18 protein-coding genes and 1 tRNA gene are annotated in these 20,073 nt (G+C 69.7%); 14 read left to right on the forward strand and 5 right to left on the reverse strand.

Annotation, left to right across the window (positions count from 1 at the left end; all coding sequences use genetic code 11):
- The first annotated feature begins 7 nt into the window (after positions 1-7).
- The 10 genes from O9255_RS09630 to O9255_RS09675 all read left to right on the forward strand — a co-directional run bounded on the left by O9255_RS09630 (position 8) and on the right by O9255_RS09675 (position 10,913).
- Positions 8-1,171, forward strand: a complete 1,164-nt coding sequence (locus tag O9255_RS09630) for a cytochrome C biogenesis protein (RefSeq protein WP_297866640.1) — start codon at positions 8-10, stop codon at positions 1,169-1,171.
- A gap of 30 nt (positions 1,172-1,201) precedes the next feature.
- Entirely contained in the window at positions 1,202-2,344 is a 1,143-nt protein-coding gene (locus O9255_RS09635; protein WP_297866641.1) for a homoserine O-acetyltransferase, read from the forward strand.
- A 22-nt stretch (positions 2,345-2,366) separates the two neighbouring features.
- Positions 2,367-2,453, forward strand: a tRNA-Leu gene (locus O9255_RS09640).
- A 203-nt stretch (positions 2,454-2,656) separates the two neighbouring features.
- Positions 2,657-3,838, forward strand: coding sequence for a site-specific integrase (locus O9255_RS09645; RefSeq protein WP_297866642.1), 1,182 nt, complete (start codon positions 2,657-2,659; stop codon positions 3,836-3,838).
- Between the two features lie 981 nt (positions 3,839-4,819).
- Positions 4,820-8,281, forward strand: a complete 3,462-nt coding sequence (locus tag O9255_RS09650; protein WP_297866643.1) for a plasmid replication protein, CyRepA1 family — start codon at positions 4,820-4,822, stop codon at positions 8,279-8,281.
- A 119-nt stretch (positions 8,282-8,400) separates the two neighbouring features.
- Complete coding sequence (locus O9255_RS09655; protein ID WP_297866644.1) at positions 8,401-8,961, forward strand: hypothetical protein; 561 nt, start codon at positions 8,401-8,403, stop codon at positions 8,959-8,961.
- Complete coding sequence (locus O9255_RS09660) at positions 8,958-9,296, forward strand: hypothetical protein (protein ID WP_297866645.1); 339 nt, start codon at positions 8,958-8,960, stop codon at positions 9,294-9,296. The genes O9255_RS09655 and O9255_RS09660 overlap by 4 nt, the downstream gene beginning before the upstream one ends.
- Entirely contained in the window at positions 9,293-10,306 is a 1,014-nt protein-coding gene (locus O9255_RS09665) for a hypothetical protein (protein ID WP_297866646.1), read from the forward strand. Before O9255_RS09660 ends, O9255_RS09665 begins: the two co-directional genes overlap by 4 nt.
- Positions 10,306-10,704: a hypothetical protein gene (locus O9255_RS09670; RefSeq protein WP_297866647.1), complete on the forward strand. Its 399-nt coding sequence runs from the start codon at positions 10,306-10,308 to the stop codon at positions 10,702-10,704. Before O9255_RS09665 ends, O9255_RS09670 begins: the two co-directional genes overlap by 1 nt.
- A gap of 14 nt (positions 10,705-10,718) precedes the next feature.
- Entirely contained in the window at positions 10,719-10,913 is a 195-nt protein-coding gene (locus O9255_RS09675; RefSeq protein ID WP_297866648.1) for a hypothetical protein, read from the forward strand.
- Between the two features lie 412 nt (positions 10,914-11,325).
- Here O9255_RS09675 and O9255_RS09680 read toward each other — a convergent pair whose 3' ends face one another.
- The 5 genes from O9255_RS09680 to O9255_RS09700 all read right to left on the reverse strand — a co-directional run bounded on the left by O9255_RS09680 (position 11,326) and on the right by O9255_RS09700 (position 15,216).
- Positions 11,326-11,832, reverse strand: a complete 507-nt coding sequence (locus tag O9255_RS09680) for an ATP-binding protein (RefSeq protein WP_297866649.1) — start codon at positions 11,830-11,832, stop codon at positions 11,326-11,328.
- A gap of 67 nt (positions 11,833-11,899) precedes the next feature.
- Entirely contained in the window at positions 11,900-12,367 is a 468-nt protein-coding gene (locus O9255_RS09685) for a hypothetical protein (protein WP_297866650.1), read from the reverse strand.
- 4 nt (positions 12,368-12,371) lie between these two features.
- Positions 12,372-13,148: an alpha/beta hydrolase gene (locus O9255_RS09690; protein ID WP_297866651.1), complete on the reverse strand. Its 777-nt coding sequence runs from the start codon at positions 13,146-13,148 to the stop codon at positions 12,372-12,374.
- Entirely contained in the window at positions 13,145-13,726 is a 582-nt protein-coding gene (locus O9255_RS09695) for a DUF2845 domain-containing protein (RefSeq protein WP_297866652.1), read from the reverse strand. The genes O9255_RS09690 and O9255_RS09695 overlap by 4 nt, the downstream gene beginning before the upstream one ends.
- Positions 13,726-15,216 (reverse strand): lytic transglycosylase domain-containing protein, encoded by a 1,491-nt coding sequence (locus O9255_RS09700; protein WP_297866653.1) that lies wholly within the window; start codon positions 15,214-15,216, stop codon positions 13,726-13,728. The genes O9255_RS09695 and O9255_RS09700 overlap by 1 nt, the downstream gene beginning before the upstream one ends.
- Before the next feature lie 153 nt (positions 15,217-15,369).
- On the opposite strand from O9255_RS09700, the gene O9255_RS09705 reads away from it, so the two are divergent.
- Genes O9255_RS09705 through greB form a run of 4 tightly spaced genes read left to right on the forward strand, consistent with a single transcriptional unit; the run spans position 15,370 to position 20,073 of the window.
- Complete coding sequence (locus tag O9255_RS09705; RefSeq protein WP_297866812.1) at positions 15,370-16,869, forward strand: helicase HerA-like domain-containing protein; 1,500 nt, start codon at positions 15,370-15,372, stop codon at positions 16,867-16,869.
- Positions 16,866-17,999: a hypothetical protein gene (locus O9255_RS09710; protein ID WP_297866654.1), complete on the forward strand. Its 1,134-nt coding sequence runs from the start codon at positions 16,866-16,868 to the stop codon at positions 17,997-17,999. Before O9255_RS09705 ends, O9255_RS09710 begins: the two co-directional genes overlap by 4 nt.
- Before the next feature lie 11 nt (positions 18,000-18,010).
- Positions 18,011-19,570: an AbgT family transporter gene (locus tag O9255_RS09715; RefSeq protein ID WP_297866655.1), complete on the forward strand. Its 1,560-nt coding sequence runs from the start codon at positions 18,011-18,013 to the stop codon at positions 19,568-19,570.
- Positions 19,570-20,073, forward strand: a complete 504-nt coding sequence (gene greB, locus O9255_RS09720; RefSeq protein WP_297866656.1) for a transcription elongation factor GreB — start codon at positions 19,570-19,572, stop codon at positions 20,071-20,073. The genes O9255_RS09715 and greB overlap by 1 nt, the downstream gene beginning before the upstream one ends.

Consider the following 20,073-nt stretch of genomic DNA (forward strand, 5'->3'; position numbering starts at 1 on the left):
CCCGCTGATGTTCGCTTTCGTCCTGGGCGCCATCGCGCTCGTCGCCCTCGCCCTTGCCTTCGTGCTGCCGACGCTGTGGAACGGCGCCCGTCGCAGCGCCATCGCCCTGCTGGTCGCGGTGCCGCTGGGTGCCGCGGCGCTGTACGCCGGATTCGGCACGCCGGACGCCCTCGACCCGGCGAACCGCGAGGTGCCGGAATCGATCGAGCAGGCCGTCGTCCAACTCGAACGCCGCCTCGAGCGCGAGCCGGAGAGTCTCGAGGGCTGGGTGCTGCTCGGCCGCACCCGCAAGAACCAAGGCCGCGAGACCGCGTCGGCGGGCGATCTCGCCGCCGCCATGCCGCATTTCGCCGCCGCCGCCGCCGCCTTCCGCAAGGCGCGCGACCTCGCGCCCCACGAGCCCGACCTGCTGGTGGAAACCGCGGAAGCGATCTCGCTGTCGAACGCCGAGCGCGCCTTTGGCCCCGAGGGTACGTCCCTGCTCGACGAGGCGCTGGCGAAGGTGCCGAACCACCAGCGCGCCCTGTGGTTCCGCGGCATCGCCGCCCTGCAAGCCGGTGACGGTGCCGGCGCCGTGGCCCGCTGGGAGGCACTGCTGCCGATGGTGGATGCGGCGACGGCCGAAGCGCTTGTCGAGCAGATCGGTGGCGCCCGCGAAGCCGCTGGCCTGCCGCCGATGGACACCGCCCTGATCGCCGCGGCCACGGCCGCGCGTGCCAGCGCGCCAGCGGCAGCGGACGCCCCCCAGACCGCTGCGCCAATGGCGAACGAACCAGCGCCGGGCACGCCGGGCACGCTCACGGTCACGATCAGCGCCGAGGCTTCTGCCCTCGCGGCGCTGCCGCCACAGGCCGTGCTGTTCGTGTTCGCCCGCAACGCCGACGCCGCCGGCCCGCCGGTGGCGGCACGTCGCGTGACGGCCGCGCGCCTGCCGATCACGATCACGCTCAGCGACGCCGACCGGCTGATGCCGACGGCGACGCTTTCCGCCACATCGCGCGTCGAGGTCTCGGCCCGTTTCGCGCGCTCGGGCTCGGTGCAACCGGAGGCCGGCGATCTCGTCGCCCCCCCCGTCGTGGTCGAGCTGGCGGAGGCCGCGCCGATCTCGCTGGCGCTGGCGCCAAGCGACGCCCCCACCGACGCCGCACGCGCGCCGACCTTCGGACCGTAAGCTGGCCGGCCCCGGCGCGTCCTCTACCGAATGACCGAATTCATTCCCCCCGGCACGCGATTCATCGCACTGCCCTCGCCCTTCTCGATGAAGCGCGGCGGCGCGCTGCTCGGTGCGCGGCTCGCCTTCGAGACCTGGGGCGAATTGAACGCCGAGCGCGACAACGCCGTGCTGATCCTGCCGGGCCTGTCACCGAACGCCCATGCCGCGAGCAACGGCGGCAACGCCGCGGAAGGATGGTGGGAGGGCATGCTCGGCCCGGGCAAGGCCATCGACACGACACGCTGGTTCGTCATCTGCGTGAACCCGCTCGGCAGTTGCAAGGGATCGACGGGAGCGGCCTCGGTGCATGCGGACGACGGCGAGCCGTACCGCCTGCGCTTTCCCGACCTCAGCGTCGAGGACGGCGCCGATGCGGCGGCGCACCTCGTTCGCGCCCTGAACATCGAGCGCCTCGACACCGTGGTCGGCAACTCGATGGGCGGCATGAGCGCGCTGGCCCTGCTCCTGCGCCATCCGGGCATCGCGCGCCGCCACGTCAACATCAGCGGCAGCGCCCGCTCGCTGCCGTTCTCGATCGCGATCCGCTCGCTGCAGCGCGAGGCCATCCGCCTCGATCCACGCTGGGCCGACGGCCAGTACACCGAAGCCAGCTACCCCGAGAGCGGCATGCGCATGGCGCGCAAGCTTGGCGTGGTGACCTACCGCTCGGCGATGGAGTGGGACGGCCGCTTCGGCCGCGTGAAGTTCGACGCCGAGTGCCGCGAGGACGACCCCTTTGGCCCGGAGTTCGAGGTGGAGCGTTACCTCGAAGGCCACGCCCAGCGCTTCGTGCGCCAGTTCGACCCGAACGCCTACCTCTACCTCTCGCGCTCGATGGACTGGTTCGACGCCGCCGACTACGCGCCAGGCGCTTCGCGTGGCGACGGGGCCGACGAAGATGCCAAGGTCATCGCCGCCCTCGCGACGGTGAGGCTCGAGAAGGCCCTCGCCATCGGCGTCCATACGGACATCCTGTTCCCGCTGCAGCAGCAGGAGCAGATCGCCGAGGGTTTCCGCGCCGGCGGGGTCGACAGCCGTTTCCTGCCGCTGCCCTCGCCGCAGGGCCATGACGCCTTCCTCGTCGACCTCGCGCGATTCGGGCCGGCGGTACGCGACTTCCTCGAGGCCTGAGCGGCTATACTCCCCGGGCCCTGCCGGGCTGGCGGAATCGGTAGACGCAGCGGACTCAAAATCCGCCGCCCTTAAAAGCGTGTGGGTTCGAGTCCCACGCCCGGCACCATTCGGAAGACTTCAGAAGGCTACAGAAGTCTATGTATCGCACCAAAGCCCCTGAATTCAGGGGCTTTTTGCTTACTGGCGTCTACGGACGTTCGCCGGTAGCTACCGCAAGGCGTGGGTAACTCTGCGGTAACGGTGCGGGTAACAGTGGCGACGCAAGTCCGCTAGCTTCCGCTCCGTCCGCCAACCTTGGAGGGTGAAGCGATGGGCGAGTTGAGTGCGAAAAAGATCGAATCATTGAAGCCGCGGGGGCGCGTTTACCGCGTCTCTGATGGTCAAGGGCTAGCGCTCGAGGTGCGAGCGAGTGGCGCGAAATGCTGGCGGTTCCGCTTTCGACACGGCGGGCGGGAAGGAATGCTGGCGCTCGGCCAATGGCCTGAAGTGTCGCTCGCAGAGGCCCGAGACCGCACCATCGCGGCCCGCCGATCCCTGCGCGACGGCGTGAGCCCCGCAGAGGAACGCCGGGAACGGGCGCGCGCCGCGGAGCTGTCCGCACTGCGGACCTTTGAAGCGACGGCCGCCGCCTGGCTCACGCAGCAGTGCACAGGCTGGGCGCCAGCGACGGCCCGAAAAGCGCGGTACGTCGTCGACGAATACCTGTCGAAGTCGCTGGGCGGCTTGGACATTGCGACGTTGTCGACGCCCGATGCGCGCCGCGCCATCGCTGCGGTAGCCGCCCGAGCTCCGGCGCTGGCGGAGAAAGCGCGCGGCTACCTGGCGGGCATCGTCGAGTTTGCGATCCATGCTGGGCTTCGCGAGGAGGGCCGGCTCCTTCTGCTGAAGGGCGCAGTTCCACGGCGACCGAAGGGGCACGTGCCGGCCGCAGTCACACCCGACGATGCGGGCCGAGTCGCTCGCGCTGTGACCTCTTACGACTCGCCGGTGACACGGTCCGCGCTCCGGCTGTGCATGCTCACTGCACAACGGCCCGGAAACGTCGCCGCCGCGCGCTGGTGCGAGTTCAACCTCGAGGCGGGCGAGTGGCTGATCCCCGCCGAACGAATGAAGACCAGGCGCGCGCACCTGGTGCCGCTTTCGCTTCAAGCAGTGGAGGCGCTGCGCGACATGCTGCCCTTCACTGCCGGCCGCGAGTACGTCTTCCCACCGCTGGCAAGGCAACGGACACCCCACCTTCATCGCGACGCGCTGAGCGGCGCGCTACGGCGGATGGGGCTCAAGGATGAACATGCGACCCACGGGTTCCGAGCCATGTTCCGAACGCTCGCCCGCGAGCGACTTGGGATCGCCGCTGACGTTCTCGAGGCGCAGCTCGCTCACTCCAAAGGCAACGCCGTTGCCAAGGCCTACGATCGCGCGCAGTTCTTCAACGAGCGTCGCGAAGCTGTGCAGCGTTGGGCCGATTGGCTCGACGCGCTGACGGCATAGCATCCGCAGCACAGCGGCACCTGCGCATTCGTCAGCTTCAGGTGCCGCCTCTAGTCCCCTCAGCGGGGGGAGGGCTAAACGGAGACTGAATCGCCTTCGTGATCGCGCGTGATGCGTCGTTTAGCGCCGTGATCGAGCATGACCGCGCGTGCATTCGGCTCCCCGAGGGGGAGCCGTGTGTGGCTTTACAGGTACTTCTAGACGCATATCTTGATTGTCGCTCTCGCATCGGAGCGCCCGCCGCAGCAGCGACCGGGCAACGCGATTGAAAGGCGACACCATGACTGCCTCCACACCAACCCGCGGCCCTGAGCCGCAGTTCGTCAGGCTCCCTGACGTTATCGGCCGCGTGAATCTTCAGCGCCCGACGATCTACAAGCTGGTACGGGCTGGCGCGTTTCCGCAGCCCGTGAAGGTCGGCGCCGCCAGTCTCTGGGTCCGAGCTGAGATCGACGATTGGGCACAGGCTCGAATCGCAGAGCGCGATGCTCGGCGCGACGCGCAGGAGCCATCGCGATGAATCGCCTGCCGACCCTGAAACAGCTCGACAGGCGGCGCGGCCACGCTTCCGCAGCCAATGCGCCCGACCGCATGCACTTAGCGCGAGCCTTCCACTTCGCGAAATCGGAGGCATGAACCGATGACGCCAGAAATGAAACGCCCCGCCAGCGCGGCAACGCTGAACGGGGCGGAAGGCGATTCCGGGCAGGGCTCGCCGTTGAAGTGTAGCGCTATGCCGCTGCCTTTGGCGTCTCGATTCGCTCGCCCGCACCCTGACGCCCTCGCGCGCCGCGACCTCTACAAACTCGCCCGCTCCATTGCCGACGGTTGCGCCCATCGCGGTTTCCCGATCCGCTGGGCTCGCGTTCCTTGCGAACTGTTCGCAGTGAACCACCGGGGCCGCGTCCCCTTCCTCGAAGCCGTCGAGATCGGCAAGGCAGCATGGCGTGCCGCTGCTGCTGAGCACCGCCGGGCTGTGGTGTGAGCCGCGCCTTTCGCGCATACGTCGCCGACCGCTGGCCCACCCCCGAAGCCCTGCTGAGCTTCTTTTTCAGCGAGGCCGCCGTGGTCGCCGCCAGCGTCGAGGCGACGCTTCCTGACGCGCCGGCACTCGACGGGCGCCGGCAGTACCTGCCGAGCCTTGCAGGGAAGCGCGATCGCCGACAGTACGTCCGCGCCAGCGTGCAAACGGACCGCGACGGCATCGCCTGGCCTGCACTCACGTTCGGCACCTTCCGGCACGGTGGGTCGACCGTGTTCTGGTCGCCTCGCGCTAGCGCCTGGAAGGCCTTCCGAGCCGATCGAGGCCTCGGCCCGGCCGCAAACGAGAACGCGGCCGAGCAGGCCCGAGCCGAGCAGGCCGCCAAAGCCGCCGCAGATCGCGCGCAGCGCGCTGCAGAGCGCGACGCGACTAAGGCCCAAGGGCAGCGAGCTGCCGCGGTTGCGGCTGCCGCTGCGTGGGCCGCTGCGTCGCCTGCTGAGGGGCACGCCTACCTGCAGCGCAAGGGCATCGCCGGGGCAGGCCTACGGATCGCCTCAGGCAACCATCGGGCGCGCCTGTGGAATGACGACGAAGGCGCCTGGCAGGATCGCGCAGCCGTCCGCGCCGGCGAACTGTTGGTTCCGATCCGAAACGCTGCCGGCGAACTGCTGAACCTGCAGCGGATCGACGCCACGGGGCGGAAGCTGTTCATCCTGGGCGGCCGTGTCGTCGGCGGCCGTGCAGAGATCCCGGGCGCGGGCCGTACCGTCCTCGCGGAAGGCTGGGCGACCGGTGAAAGCTGGAACGCCGCGACCGGCGAGCGCGTCATTGTCTGTTTCAGCGCCGGCAACCTGCAGCACGTCGCCCAAACCGTGCAGGCCGACGCGATCGCCGCGGACCACGACAAAGGCGGGGCCGGCGAGCGCGCTGCCCTCGCCATCGGGCTGCCCTACCACCTGCCCGCGCGCATCGGCGACGACTGGAACGACGTGTTCCTGCGCGAGGGGCCGGAGGCGATCACCAGGCACGTTGCGAACGACAACGCCGAGCCGGTGCCGGAGCCTTGGACCCTCCCGGACTTCGAATTGAAGGGCAACGCCCCGACGTGGTGGAACAAGCTCTCGGCAGCGCCCGATGCGGCCACGGCAGCGCGGATCGCATGGGCCATCGCGCGCCGCCTGCAGCTGCGCGTGCCGGTTTCCATTGACCTAGGCGACCTGCTGGCCCAGCTCCGCGCCGGAGCACGTCCCGGGACGATGCATCCCGCGACGCTCGCGGCGATCGGCGAGGCGATCGGCCGACGCATCGACGCCCGCCACCGCCGCGCCCTGGGCTTCACTGGCATGAGCCGCGCAGCCTTAGCACGGCATCGCGTGGAAAATGTCGACCACCTGCCCGGCCTGGCGCCCGTCGACTACCGCGGGGCGATCATCCTTGCCACGCCGATGGGCAGCGGCAAGACGCAGCACGTCGGGGCGCCCTTCGCGCGCTGGGCCCAGTCCGAAGGCACGTTCGTGGGAATGGCCCATCGGCAAAGCCTCGTGCGCGAGCTTTCGCAACGCCTGGGATGCGAGCACTACCAGGAGACGCCGGCCGAGGCCGCGCCATGGGTGCACGGTTTCGCCACCTGCCTGCCGTCGCTGGTGAAGGCCGACCATGCCCCAATCATCGACCGCGCCGAATACCTGTTCGTTGACGAGATCGCCCAGACGCTGCGCAGCATTGGCGCTGTGGGCGTCACCGTCGGCGACCGCAAGACCTGGCCCGAGGTGTTCGCAAAGCTGCGCGATCGCGTAGCCGCTGCCCGCTGCGTCATCGCCGCAGACGCCTGCGCGGATGACCGCACCTTGCGATTCCTCGCGTCCTGCAGGCCCGGAGAGCGCGTGCGCATCATCCGCATGGCCCCGACCGATGACGGCCGCCGAGTCCGCTTCGGGTTCGGCCCGGACGCGCTCGCTATCGCCTACGGCGAAGCCTTGGCGCGGCTCGCAGAGGGGCAAAGGCTGTGGATTGCCTGCGGCGAGAAGCGAGGGGCCGAGATTGCCGCCCAGGTGCTCACAGGCTCAGGCCGGCGCGTGCTGCTGCTGACGGCCGACAACCGCGAGAACGCCGGCCCGGCCGCATTCTGGCGCGACCCCGAAGGCGTCGCCCGCCAATACGATGCCGTCATCGCGTCCCCGATCATTTCCTCGGGCCTGAGCATCGAGCATCGCGGCGCGCCGCACTTCGATCATGGGTTCTGGCTTGGCAGCGGCGCAACCGTCACGCCTGCCGATGCCCTGCAGCAGCTGGGCCGAGTCCGATACCTGCGCGCGTGGACGGTGGCAGTAACCCCCAACAACGCCCACGACCTGGACAACGCCGACGCCATGCTGGCCGGCATGGAGGAAGCCGCCGAGTCGGAGGGGTTGGAGGCCACCGTTTCCGACTTCGATGCTTTCGTGGCCTCGATCAAGGCCGACGACGCCCGCGCCCGCGCTGACTTCGCTTCGGGTTTCTGGTGGACGCTTGAGGCGCAAGGTTTCGCGCTCGAGCGCTTGAACGCCGAGCCCGAGGCCGATGGAATCGCCGGCGAGGTCGCCAAGGCGCGCGCCGAGGTGCGGGAACGTCGCATCGTGGCCGTCCTGGCCGCACGCGAGCTGCACGACGACGAGGCCCGCCGACTTCGCGACCGGCCGAACCCAAGCGAGGCCGACACCTTCGCGCTGCTGCGCCATCGCATCGTGACTGACCTAGGGATTGCCCACGTCGACCTGACCCGGGATGAATTGGACGCATGGGATGACGGACGCGGGCCGAGGCGCTGGGATCGCTTCACCGCGGCATTGGGAAAGGCGGATCACCGGCCCGAAGCCGGCCACCTGTCCGAACGGAGGTTCCAGCGAGCCCGCGTGCTGGCGTATCGCCAGCTGTTCGACGGTTTCGTCCTGGGCGCCGGCATGCGCCTCACCGATGCGGACGCCCGACGGCTCCTAGAGCGCTTCGAGGCCCGCCGCTACCTGTTGGCCTTTCTCGGCATCGTGCCCGCGAAGTGGGGCCGAGCATCCGATCCGCCCCCGGCGAAGTACCCCATGCGCGAGGTCGCCGAGGTGTTCGAGCGCCTTGGCCTGCTGATCCGTCGGCGCGAGTTCCGTTCTGCCCACAGATGCCCCCATAACCCGTTAGAGGTTATGACCCCATCTGTGGGCGCCCGGGCCCGCCACCTCGCCTATGAGCTGACGGCAGAGAGCTGGAAGACCACGGCTGCCTTGGCCGAAAGAAGGAACGCAGCGCGTCACTCCGTGCGCGCTGTTCCGTCGCTTCTGGGTTCGCTGTCGTCGCTGTGGGTTCGCTCGCTGCCCGTCATCGGCTCCGCGCTCGCTGCCCTTCCTGCGATCGGATCGACGGCAGCACGCTGGCTGCAGGGCGCGAACCGTCGACGCATCGCGTCCCGGTCGACGCGTGGAGGCGCCAACGCATGACCCCCTCCCCCCCTATCGCGGGTCCTTCCGGACCGGCCTCCCCATCGCGGGGGATAAGGCCCGCAACCTTCAACGTGTCAGAGCCCGCAACCGATCGCGCTTCTACCCCAGGTGACCCCATGACCAACGCCGCCACCAAGATGACCCCGAGGCGCGAGCGCCTCACCCTGAGCCGCATCGAGATGGCCGACGCCCTCGACCTGTCCGTTTCGGCCCTAGACAGGATCGCCCGCGACAACCCGCCCGGCTGCGTTCGAGGCGGCAAGGGCAACGAGACCCGGTTCACCGCTCACGAGTTCCTCGCCTGGTACATGGACCGCGAGGCCGGCCGGGGCGAGGGCTTCGAGGCCGCGCGCACCCGCAAGATGAACGCCGACGCGGCGCGGTCCGAGCTTCAGCTCGCCAAGGAACGGGGCGACGTTGCGCCAGTAGCGCACATGACCGCCGCGTGGCTGAGGGCCGCGAAGATGATTCAGGTGAACGTGATGGGCGTGGCCCAGCGGGCCGCCGTGCGCATCGTCGGCGAGACGAACGAAAGCCGGATCAAGTCGGTGCTCCGCGAGGAGATCCACGCCGCCCTCGAGTCTGGCGCCAATTCGATCGACGCATGGGCCGGCGATGGCGCCGCCGACGATCCCCTCGACCTCACCAACATCGCCCAGGAGGGCGACGACGAATGACCACGCCCCTGCACAATTACAGCAACCCCGAAGGCATCCGCCGCGCGATGCGCCGCGCCCGCCTCTACCTGGTCCACGATCCTGAGATCGCCGCCCGCCGCGCGCGCGCCGACGAGTTGCTCGAGGGCGCTGCCAATTCGCTGCGCCGCGCCGCGCTGCTCTACATGCAGGCCGGCGACCTCGACGCCGCGAAGCGAGCTCGCGCCACGCTGGAAAACCTGCAGGAGGCGGAACGCGGAGCAAGTCCGAACAATGCGGAAAACGCGCAAGTGGACGCCCCAGCGACGGGGCGGAACCATGCGCCCACACAACGCAAAGCGAGGCCTTGCCCTTGAGCACGATCCCGACCCGAAGCACCCGCGGCGCCGCCCTGTCGGCGCGCCCTCTCTCCGCCGCCGTTGAACTGGCCCGCTTGATCGAGGCCGCCGAGAACGCGCCCGGCGACCTGGTGAAAGTCACCGACTACTCCGACGGTTCGCAGCGCTTCCAAACGATCCTGAAGCGCGACCCGGTGGCCGGTGGCGGGCTGTCGCTGCGCGCCATGCTGCCCGAGCTGTTGGACGCGAACGGCCGCCTTCGCCGCACCCCGGAAGCCGTCGCCGGCGCATCCAGCATCCGCCTGGACACCGCCATTGCCCGGGCCTCGCGCGTGGTGCAGGCCGGCGCCGCCCTGCTGATTTCCGAGGACCGCACCGCGGCCGTGCCCAACGGGCCCGCCGACGGCGCGCCGGCCATGTACCAGGACACCGCGGGCTATCGCATCGTGAACCCGATGCCGCTCGCCACCATCACCCCGGACGATTCCGACATCACCGCGACGCCGTGGGCGAACGTGGTTCAGGACGCCCGCGCGAATTGGGGCACGGCCCCGATCATCGGCGCCCAAGTCGTCATCCCGCGTCGCCGCCTGAAAGACACCGAGCCGGGCGGTGATGACCTCGTGGGCGAGCTCCTGACCTCGCTTGTGCTGGGCCTCGCAAACGCCGCGGATCGCCTGTTGCTCGCGCAGATCGCCGCCGCGTCGCCGACCGCTTTCACCCTAGCGAAGGCTGCCGCGGCTCGCGTCCGCTTCGAAGAGCTGCGCGCCCTGGTTGGCACGTCGGGCGCCGGCGCCGCCGTCGGGCAGGATGGCCAGCTCCGCGCCAACGGCATCGCGGCCGAGCTGACGGGCGAAGCTGCCGGAACCATCGTCGGCGCCTTCGATCGCTCCGCGCTGCTGATCCGCGACCGAATCGAAGTGCTCATCGAACGCCGCGACGTGGCGGGCCGCCAGCGCGTCACCGCCTGGGCAGCGATGGCCCCGCTTGTGCCGACTGGCACCGCTCACTTCTGGACGGCTTCGTAATGCTCGCGCGGGCAATCGAGTTGCTCACCGGCCGCTCCGGCAAGGCCGCCAACCGCGCAGAGGAAAAGCACGCGCGGCGCCTCGCGGAGTTGCCCCGGCCGCTGCGCGAGTTGGTCGACGGCGCTCACGTGACTGTGCGCGAGCCCGGCCACGACGACGCCCCGCCCCGCGTGGTGTTGATCGCTGAGCCGGCCGGCATGTGGCAGTGGCGCGACCGCGAGGCCACCGCCAAGCGCCTCGCGCAGGCCCTACCGGGCTTCGCCGTCACCGAATACGCCGCCGCGGCTCGCGCGCTGGAAGTGCTGGCCGAGAACGCCACCCGAACGCATGCCACGCCATCGCAGGTCGCCCGGGGGTTCGGCCACCGTCCGGCCCGCCCGTGGGTCGCCGACTACTGATCCGAGACCGCACCATGACCGACCGAACCGAACGCCGCGCCCGGAAGCTATCCGTGTGCCTGCCGCCGACGCTGTGGCGCGAGCTGGAGGCCGAGCGCGAACGCCTCACCACGCAGGCCGGCGCCGAGCTGAGCCTTTCGCAGACGGTGGCCGCCCTGGTGCGCCGTGGCATTGCAGATCGCGACCGGACCGTGAGCCGGGCCGCGTAACCGAAAAGCCCGGCGCGCCCTTGGCATGGGGGGCGCCGGCAGACGATGGGCGGCGGGCCTGGCATGGCCCCGCGCCTCCCGGAGTCTGGCGCTAGCAGGCCGCGCGCCTGCCGTTTCCTCCCCGGTCGCATGGGAAATGCGGACACGCCGCCGCGAGTGGAAGCACGCGGTAACCTGGCCCCCGGTAGCGCCCACCGCTCCCGGGGGCTTCTTCATTCCGTTGTTCCGCAGCAGCAAGTTCCTGTGTAACCTTTGCGGCGCGGGTAACGGTGCGGTATCGCCCGAGTAGTACCGAGATTGTTGGGCATGATCTAAGGGCGCTTCAGCCTTCAGTTCGAGTCCCACGCCCGGCACCAGATCCGACAACGAACCCCGCCTCGCGCGGGGTTCGTCGTTTTCCGGCCGAGCTGCCTCAGACGTCGCCGCGAATGGCGCGCAGTGCCGCCTCGAGCAGCGCAGGCGCCGACACCGTCGCATCGAGATGCACCACGCCGTCCTCGTCCACGGGGGGGTCGAATCGCCCCGCCACGGCATGCGCCAGGCCGGGCTGGCGATCGCGTGGCGCATCGTGGTGGTCGGTGGCGATTCGTTTCGCCGCGACGTCGGGCGGCAGGTCGAGCCAGAGCAGCACGAAGAGCGCACCGAGCGACGCCGCCAATTCGTGCAGCTCGTGGCGCTCGGCACGGGTCGCCAGCGTGGCACCGTCCACGACCACCTTGGCCCCGGTGCGCAGCAGCAGGCTCACGTCCAGACGCACGATCTCGAAGGCCGCCCGTTTCGCAGCGCGATCGTCCCACTCCGGGAATTCGGCCATGCGGATCGTGTCGCGCGAGACGATCTCGGCATGCAGGCGCGCCTGCAGGCCTTTCGCGAGCGTGGATTTTCCGGCGCCGGGCAAACCGGCGAGGGCGATCAGCATGTGGCGTCGGATCGTAGCGGTGTGCGTCGAACCATAGCCCGACCGCGATGCCGTTTACGAGACGCCGTCACCATGCCGGCCACCAGCCCCGTCCGCTTCGCGCATAGCGATCGGCGGCGCGCTCGAAGCGGTTGCGGGCGCTGACGCCACCCGAGATCAAGTAAGCGAAGGGAAACAGCGGACCCAGCACCAGCGCCTGCCGCACATGCGCCAATTCGTGGCGGCCGAGATGCACGCGCTCGGTCCGGAACGGGGCCAGCGAATCGCGACGCGCGGCCTCGCGGGCCCGGTAGCTCGGCACGCGGAGATCGAGCGTCGGCAGGCGGCTGAGCACCACCTGCCCCAGCGCGAGTGCGCCCATCGGGCCGAACGGAAACCGCGTGACCACCAGCATGGGGCCGAGGGTCGAGAACCGCGCGCCGAACGGCCACGCCATGAGGGCCATCACCAGCATCGGCACGGTCAGCGGCAGGGCCCAGAGCGCGCCGGCGACGCCGGAAATCGCGCGTGCGAGGCGCCGGGCCGACGCGGCCATCGCTTCAATCCGCGGCGAAGAAGCGACGCAACGCCGCGTCGTAATCGGGGAACACCTGCACATTGCTGTGCTGCGCTTGGGCGAGGCGGAGCACTTCCGGCGGACGGGGCATCGCGCCGATCAGGGCCTCCGCATGGGCGGGCGGCGTCACGTTGTCCTGTCCAGCGATGACGACGAAGGTCGGCATGCCGAGCTTCGGCGCACGGCGCCAACTTTCGAACGGATCCTTGAGCAGCCACGCAAGGGGCACCCACGGGTAATGCCCCTGCCCCACGCGCAGAACGCTGTCGAACGGCGTGACCAGGGCAAGCCGACGCACCGGGCGCACCGCGGCCACATGCACGGCAACGCCGCTGCCGAGGCTGCGACCAAACACATCGACCGCCGCATGCGAACGCGCCACATGGTCGAACAGCGCGATGGCATCGGCAGCCAATGCGGCCTCGCTGGGTTCGCCGCTGCTGTGCCCATAGCCCCGGTACGACACCAGATAGACGGAGTGGTCGGGCGCCCAGGTCGCGACGTCGTCGCGGCTCAGGGAGATGTCCTCGCCATTGCCTCCGAAGTACAGCAAGGCCCGCGGCTGGCCCGGGTTCACCACCCAGCCGCGCAGCGTCGCGCCGTTGACCTCGAACTGGAACTCCGGCGCCAGCGGCGGATTGCGCGTCAATTGCGGATAGAACAGCAGGCTGCGCTGCTTGCTGTACATCAGGGCGACCAGGGCCGCGTAGAGGCAGGCCGCCACGCCGATGAAGAGACCGAGGGTGCGCCAGCCGCTCATGGGCGCACCGACTCGACCGATTCCACCCGGCCGTCGCTGAGCATCACGCGGGCGAGGAAGCGCGAATCATCGCGCCGGAACCACCATTCCTCGCGCGGCCTCGGCTGGACGCGGGCTTGGCCGAAACCATCTCGAAGGATTTGGTCCGCATAGGTCGTCCGCCGGCGCAACGGCGCACCGCAGCGAAGCACCAGTTCCCCTTCGCTCAATCCGCGCTGCAAGGCCGTGGCCGTGCAGCGTCCGCCCACACCGGGCTGGCCGTAGCCGAGGGTTTCCTCAGCCTCCAGCACGCCGTCGACGAAACGCAGGCGCACCGTGAGCCGACTGGGGCCGAAGTTGTAGTACCAGTCCTCGATGCGGCGCTCAACGCGCTGCTCGATCAGGCCGCCCTCGCCGCGGATGAGGAATTCGCCGCGTGGCGCGCGCCAGTAGGGGTCGCCACAGCGCGAGAGGACCTGCACGTCCAGAGCGCCACGGTCGACCACGCGCGAGCCGCAGCGCAGCGCGCTGACCGGCATCGCGGCGGAGAAGGCCGCAGCGCCGAGCAGCACGAGCAGCGGCGCGCGGCGCAACGACATCAGCCGCGGCAACCGGAGAGGCTGAGGCGCTGGCCCGGACGCAACGCGTAGGGCGAGCGCAGCCCGTTCACGCGGGCGACGGTTTGCGCGCTGCAGCCATGCCTGCGCGCGATGGCGCTGAGCGTGTCGCCACGGCGCACCGTGTAGCGCGAGCCCGTGGCCACGGCCTCACGCGGCGCCGGCCCCGCGTCCGGCTTGCGCGCATTCACGAGGGCCAGCGCCCGCTCGGCGCGCGTGCCTTGCACGCAACCGGCGTCGTACAGCGGCCTCACGACGACCGGCACCCGGAGTTCGGTGCCGGCGGGCAAGACGGTTTCCGGCAGCCAGCGCGGGTTGAGGTTGCGCAGCGCGCGGAAGTAGCCGTAGCGCGATTCGCCGTTGCCGATGCAGATGGTGAGCTGGTTGATCGAGGCGGGCTGCTTCAAGGCCAGCACGGTCGCCGCCCCGTTCACCGACGGGAACTCGAGACCGTAGTCCTCGGGATGCAGGAACAGCCACGCCGCCGAAAGGATGTAGGGCACGTAGTCGCGGGTTTCCTTCGGCAGCGCGTTGTAGACCGCCGGGTCCCAGAACGACCTGCCGGGGTTCTGCCGCGCCAGCCGGCCCACCCGGCCTTCGCCGCCGTTGTAGGCCGCGAGGGCCAGCTCGAGGTTGTGGCCCAGCTCGGCGAAGCGCTCGTTGAGGTACTGCGTACTGGCCCGCGAGGCGAGCTGGGGTTCGAAGCGGGTGTCGTAGCCGTCCTGCCAGCCGAGGCCGAAACGCCGCCCGGTTGCCGGCATGAACTGCATCAGGCCCGCCGCACCCGCGGGGGAAATCGCATGCACGCGGCCGCCGGATTCACGGGCCATGATGGCGAACAGCAGGGCCTCCGGAAGGCCGGCGCGCTCGTACTCCGGCCACATCAGGAAGCGCAGGTACTGGTACTGCTCATGGGCGTTGATGAGCTGCGGGCGCAGCGCCGTGAGCCATTCCGCCATCGCGGCGCGCACGGCTTCGTTCTGCACGATCAACTCGCGAAGGTCGCGGCCGTTGAGCTGGTTCAGCGTGTCGGCGGCGTTCGGGAAGGCCTCGACAACCGGCGAACCCTCGGCCTGATTCGCGGCCGTGGCCTCCGCCGGACTCGCTTCCGCCTCGTCATCGCCCTCGCCCGCTACGCGCGTGCGCGCGCCGAGCAAGGCGTCGAAGCGGGACACCAGGCGTTCGGCCTCGCAACCCTCGGTACGCCGACAGCGCTCCATCAGGTCGAACATCCGATCCATGGCGCGCTGCGCCGAGCGCTTGCCCGGGCGACGCTCGCCGCCGGCCGCTTGCGCCACACCGTCGCGGTAGGCCTTCGCCGCCGCCTCAAAATCGACGTACAAGGATTCCTGCTCGGCCTCCGTGCCGGGATCCGCCGACGACGGCGCCGCCATCACCGCGGGGACACAGGCCAAGGCCACCACCGCCAACGCGGACGGGAGCCCCGGGACACAACGCAGCAAACGACGCATGGACACTCGCAGGAACGCTCGAAAACAAGGTGCGCAGCCTACCGGCGCCCCGCCCCCCGCTCAACCGGAATCCGACGGCGGAACGACGACCGCTACACTCGCGCGGACCCCATGCGGAACGGAACCGTGACGACGCCAGCCCCCGATGCCCTCCTGCTCGGCCATGCCGAAGACCGCCCCATCACGCTGCCGCTGAAGTTCGGCAATCGCCACGGCCTGATCGCTGGCGCGACGGGCACGGGCAAGACCGTCTCGGTGCTTCGCCTCGTCGAAGGCTTCAGCAAGGCTGGCGTGCCGGTGGTGATCGCCGACGTGAAGGGCGACGTCGCAGGGCTCGGCATGGCCGGCGCGATGAACCCGAGACTGCAGGCGCGCTTGGACGCCCTGAAGCTCGCGGATTTCGGCTTCGCCGCGCTGCCCGTCGCGTTCTGGGACCTGTTCGGCGTGAACGGCCATCCGCTGCGCACGACGGTGAGCGAGATCGGCCCGACCCTGCTCTCGCGGATCCTCGAGCTGTCCGAAGCGCAGGGCAGCGTGCTCGACATCGCTTTCGCCCTTGCGGATGCCGAAGGCTTGCTGTTGCTCGACATGGACGACCTGCGCGCCTTGCTGGGCTTCATCGGCGAGAACCGCGACGTCGTTTCGAAGACCTATGGCCTCGTCTCACCGCAAAGCCTCGCCGCGCTGCAGCGTGCGTTGCTGAAGTTCGAACAGGAAGGTGCACGCAGCCTGCTCGGCGAACCGGCCCTGCAGCTCGGCGACCTGATGCGCACGGCCCCCGACGGCCGCGGCACGGTGAACGTGATCGCCGCCGAGGCCCTGGTGCTGAAGCCGCGCCTGTACGCGAGCTTCCTGCTCTGGCTGCTCTCCGAGCTGTTCGAGACGCTTCCCGAGGTGGGTGATCTCGACAAGCCGAAGCTGGTGTTCGTGTTCGACGAGGCCCACCTGCTCTTCGCCGACTGCCCGCCCTCCCTGCAGCAACGCATCGAGCAGGTCGTGCGCCTGATCCGCTCGAAGGGCGTGGGCGTGTACTTCTGCACGCAGAGCCCCTCGGATATTCCGGACGTCGTGCTGGCCCAGCTCGGCCATCGCATCCAACACGCGCTGCGCGCCTTCACCCCGCGCGACCAGAAAGCCGTGCGCGTCGCTGCAGAAACCTTCGTGCCGAATCCGGCCCTCGATACCGCCCGCGCGATCTCGGAACTCGGTGTCGGCGAGGCCCTCGTGTCGACGCTGCAGGGCGGTGGCCAGCCGTCGATGGTCGAACGCACGATGATGGCGCCGCCCGGCTGCCGGCTCGGTGCGATCACTTCGGACGAACGCGCGGCCCTGCGTGCGCAGAGCGGTCTGGCGGGCAAGTACGACACACCGTTGGATCGCGATTCGGCCTCGGAAATGCTCGAACGCCGGGCGACGCAGGCAGCACCGGACGCAGGCCGGCGTACCGGTGCGCCGGCACCGACACGCGGCAACGCCGGCACAGCGACCGAGGCCAAACCCAGCAGCCGCCTCAATGACTTCCTCTGGGGCACGGGCCGTCGCCAAGGCGCCGTCGAAGCCATGACGAAGTCCGCGGCACGCACGGTCGGCAACCAGTTGGGCCGCTCGCTGCTTCGCGGCTTGCTTGGGGGCCTCTTGGGCGGGCGCCGGTGAACCCGGATTGGCGGACCCGCGGGCAGTTGCACGACCGCGGCATTGCCGACCAGCCCCCGTACTGGCGGGATGCCGGGCGCGTCATCCGCTACCCCTGGCTGGGGAGCAATGGCATGGTCATTGGCGTGCTGTCGATGATCGCCAGCGTGCAGATCGTGCCGGTGATCGGCGCGTTCGCCTCGCTGTTCCTGCTCCTCGCGGTGCCGAAGCACGCGTTGGAAGTCCTGCGCGATTCCGCCCATGGCCACCGCGAACCTCCGCGCTTCGGCCTCGATGTCGGCGACAGCGCGGTGTTCGCGTTCCTGGCACTGCTCCTCGCCTTCGCCGTCGTGCACCTCGCGCTGACGATCTTCGCGCCCGGCCCCTGGCCCGCCGCGTGGCGGTTGCTGATGGCGACGGTGCTGCCCTTGATCGCGATGTCGCTCGCCATCGACGAGCACATCAGCCGTGCGATCAACCCGGTGTACTGGGCCGAGGTGCTGGCGCGCGTGGGCCTGCCCTACCTCGGCGCGATCGCGCTGGTCTGGTTGGGGCTCGGCTTCGGATTGCAGGGGGCGGCCTGGCTCGACCGCGTGCTGCCCCCGTTCTTCGGTGCGATGGTCTCCACCGCCATCGCCCTGTGGGTGCTGTTCATGGCCGCGCACGTGTGTGGCCGGCTGGTGTTCCAATACCGCGATGCCTTGGGCTTCACGCCATCGGGTCCGGAAGAACCGGAAAAGCTGCGCTTCAGCCGCGACCATCGTCTCGAGGACCACATCACGGCGATGCTCCGTGATGGGAAGACCGCCGAGGCGAGGAAGGCGCTGGAGGAAGAACTTCGCGAGCGCGCCGTGTCGACGCCCCTGCATCGCCAGTACCGGCAGCTGATTCGCGACGCCCGCGACACCCCCGCGCTACTCGCGCACGGCCGGCAATGGCTGCACCAGAAGATCGTCGAGGGCGATGCGCGGGGGGCACTGTCCCTCGTGCAGGAATGCCTCGATCTTGACCCTTCCTTCAAGCCACTCGAGGCCACCGACTGGCCCCCGGTCATCGCCGCCGCTGAGCGCGCCGGCCTCCAGCGCTTGGCGGACGCCGCGCGCAGCGCACAGTTGGGCCGGCCTCCGGCACAATCGGGCGCCTCCTCCTGAAACCCTCTCCGATGTCCGCCTCCGACGCCCTTCCCGCCGCGGCGCCACGCACCGCCGTCGACCGCTTCCTCGCCATCGTCGAGCGCGCCGGCAACCTGCTGCCGCACCCGGCCACGCTGTTCTTCCTGCTCACGGTCTTCGTGGTGATCGCCAGTGCGATCGCCGCGCAGTTCGACCTCAGCGTCGCCCACCCGAAGACCGGCGAACCGGTGGTGCCCGTCAACCTGCTCAGCGTCGACGGCCTACAGCGCATCATGGGTGGGTTGGTTACCAACTTCACCGGCTTCGCCCCGCTCGGCACCGTGTTGGTGGCCCTGATCGGCATCGGCGTGGCCGAGCACAGCGGCTTCATCGGGGCCTGCCTGCGCATCGTCGTGCTGAACGCGCCGCGCTTCCTGCTCACGCCGATCGTGGTGTTCGCGGGCGTGATGTCGAACATGGCCAGCGAGATCGGCTACGTGCTGCTGGTGCCGCTGGCCGGCCTGCTCTACGTGGCCGCCGGTCGCCACCCGATCCTTGGCATCGCCGCGGCCTTCGCCGGCGTCTCCGGCGGCTATTCCGCCAACCTGCTGCTCGGCACGATCGACCCGCTGCTTTCCGGCCTCTCGCAGGAGGCCGCCCGCATCGTCGATCCGACCTACACGGTCAGCGCCGCGGCGAACATGTACTTCATGCAGGCCTCGACGCCAGTCATCACGCTTCTCGGATGGTGGGTCACCGAGAAAATCGTCGCGCGCCGCTTCCCCGACGGCAGCTACGGCAAGGGCGACGAGAAGATCGAGCCGATCTCCGGGGCCGAGAAGCGCGGCCTCGCGTGGGCGGGCATCGCCACGGTGATTTTCACTGCCGCACTGCTCGCAGCGACGGTTCCCGAAGGGGGCTGGCTGCGCATCCCGGGCGAGCCCGACACGCTGAAGGCCCTCGCGCCGTTCCTGGGCGGCATCGTCGCGCTGATCTTCATCGGCGGCGCGCTGATCGGCATCGCCTACGGCGTCGGCGCAGGCACCATCAAGAGCGATGCCGACGTCATCAAGGGCATGTCGACGTCCATGGGCACCTTGGCGAGCTACCTCGTGCTGGTGTTCTTCGCCGCGCAGTTCGTCGCCCTATTCAACTGGACGAACCTCGGCCTGATTTTCGCGGTGGAAGGCGCCGAGACACTGAAGTCGCTGGGCCTAGCGAAGATCCCACTGCTGCTCGGCTTCATCCTGCTCACGGCGACCGTGAATCTGGCGATGGGCTCGGCCTCGGCCAAGTGGGCCCTGATGGCGCCGGTGTTCATCCCGATGTTCATGCTGCTGGGCTACTCGCCGGAAGTGACGCAAACGGCCTACCGCGTGGGCGATTCGGTCACCAACATCATCTCGCCGATGATGAGCTACTTCGCCATCGTCATTGCCTTCCTGCAGCGCTACGAGCCCAAGGCCGGCATCGGCACCGTGGTCGCCACGATGATCCCCTATTCGATCACCTTCCTGATCGGCTGGTCGGCGCTGTTCGCGCTTTGGATCGGATTCGGCTGGGAGCTTGGGCCCAACGCCCCCCTCGTCTACGTACCGACCGGCGGCTGATGCCGCGCTGGCGTCCACCACAGGGGCCCTCGACCGCGCTGATCACGCGCGAGGGCTTCGAGCGGCTCAAGGCCGAACTCGACGAGCTGTGGCGGGTCCGCCGGCCGGAGGTGGTCAAGGCCCTGGCCGCCGCCGCGGCCGAAGGCGACCGCTCGGAGAACGCGGAGTACACCTACCGCAAGAAGCAGCTCGGCGAGATCGATCGCCGGGTGCGTTACCTGTCGAAGCGGATCGAGGTGTTGAAGGTTGTCGAGGCCCACCCCGCCGATCCGCGGGCGGTGTTCTTCGGTGCGTGGCTCACGGTGGAACGCGAAGACAGCGGCGCGGAAAGCACCTATCGCATCGTCGGCCCGGACGAGATCGATGCGGCCAAGGGCTGGATCAGCATCGATTCCCCGCTGGCGCGGGCCGCGTTGAAGAAGCGCATCGACGACGAATTCGAGGCCGCACTGCCCGCAGGGCCCGCGCGCTTCATCGTCGTCGACGTCCGCTACGCGCCTTGA

The organism is Silanimonas sp. (assembly GCF_027530345.1).
In the GTDB taxonomy this organism is placed as follows: domain Bacteria; phylum Pseudomonadota; class Gammaproteobacteria; order Xanthomonadales; family Xanthomonadaceae; genus Silanimonas.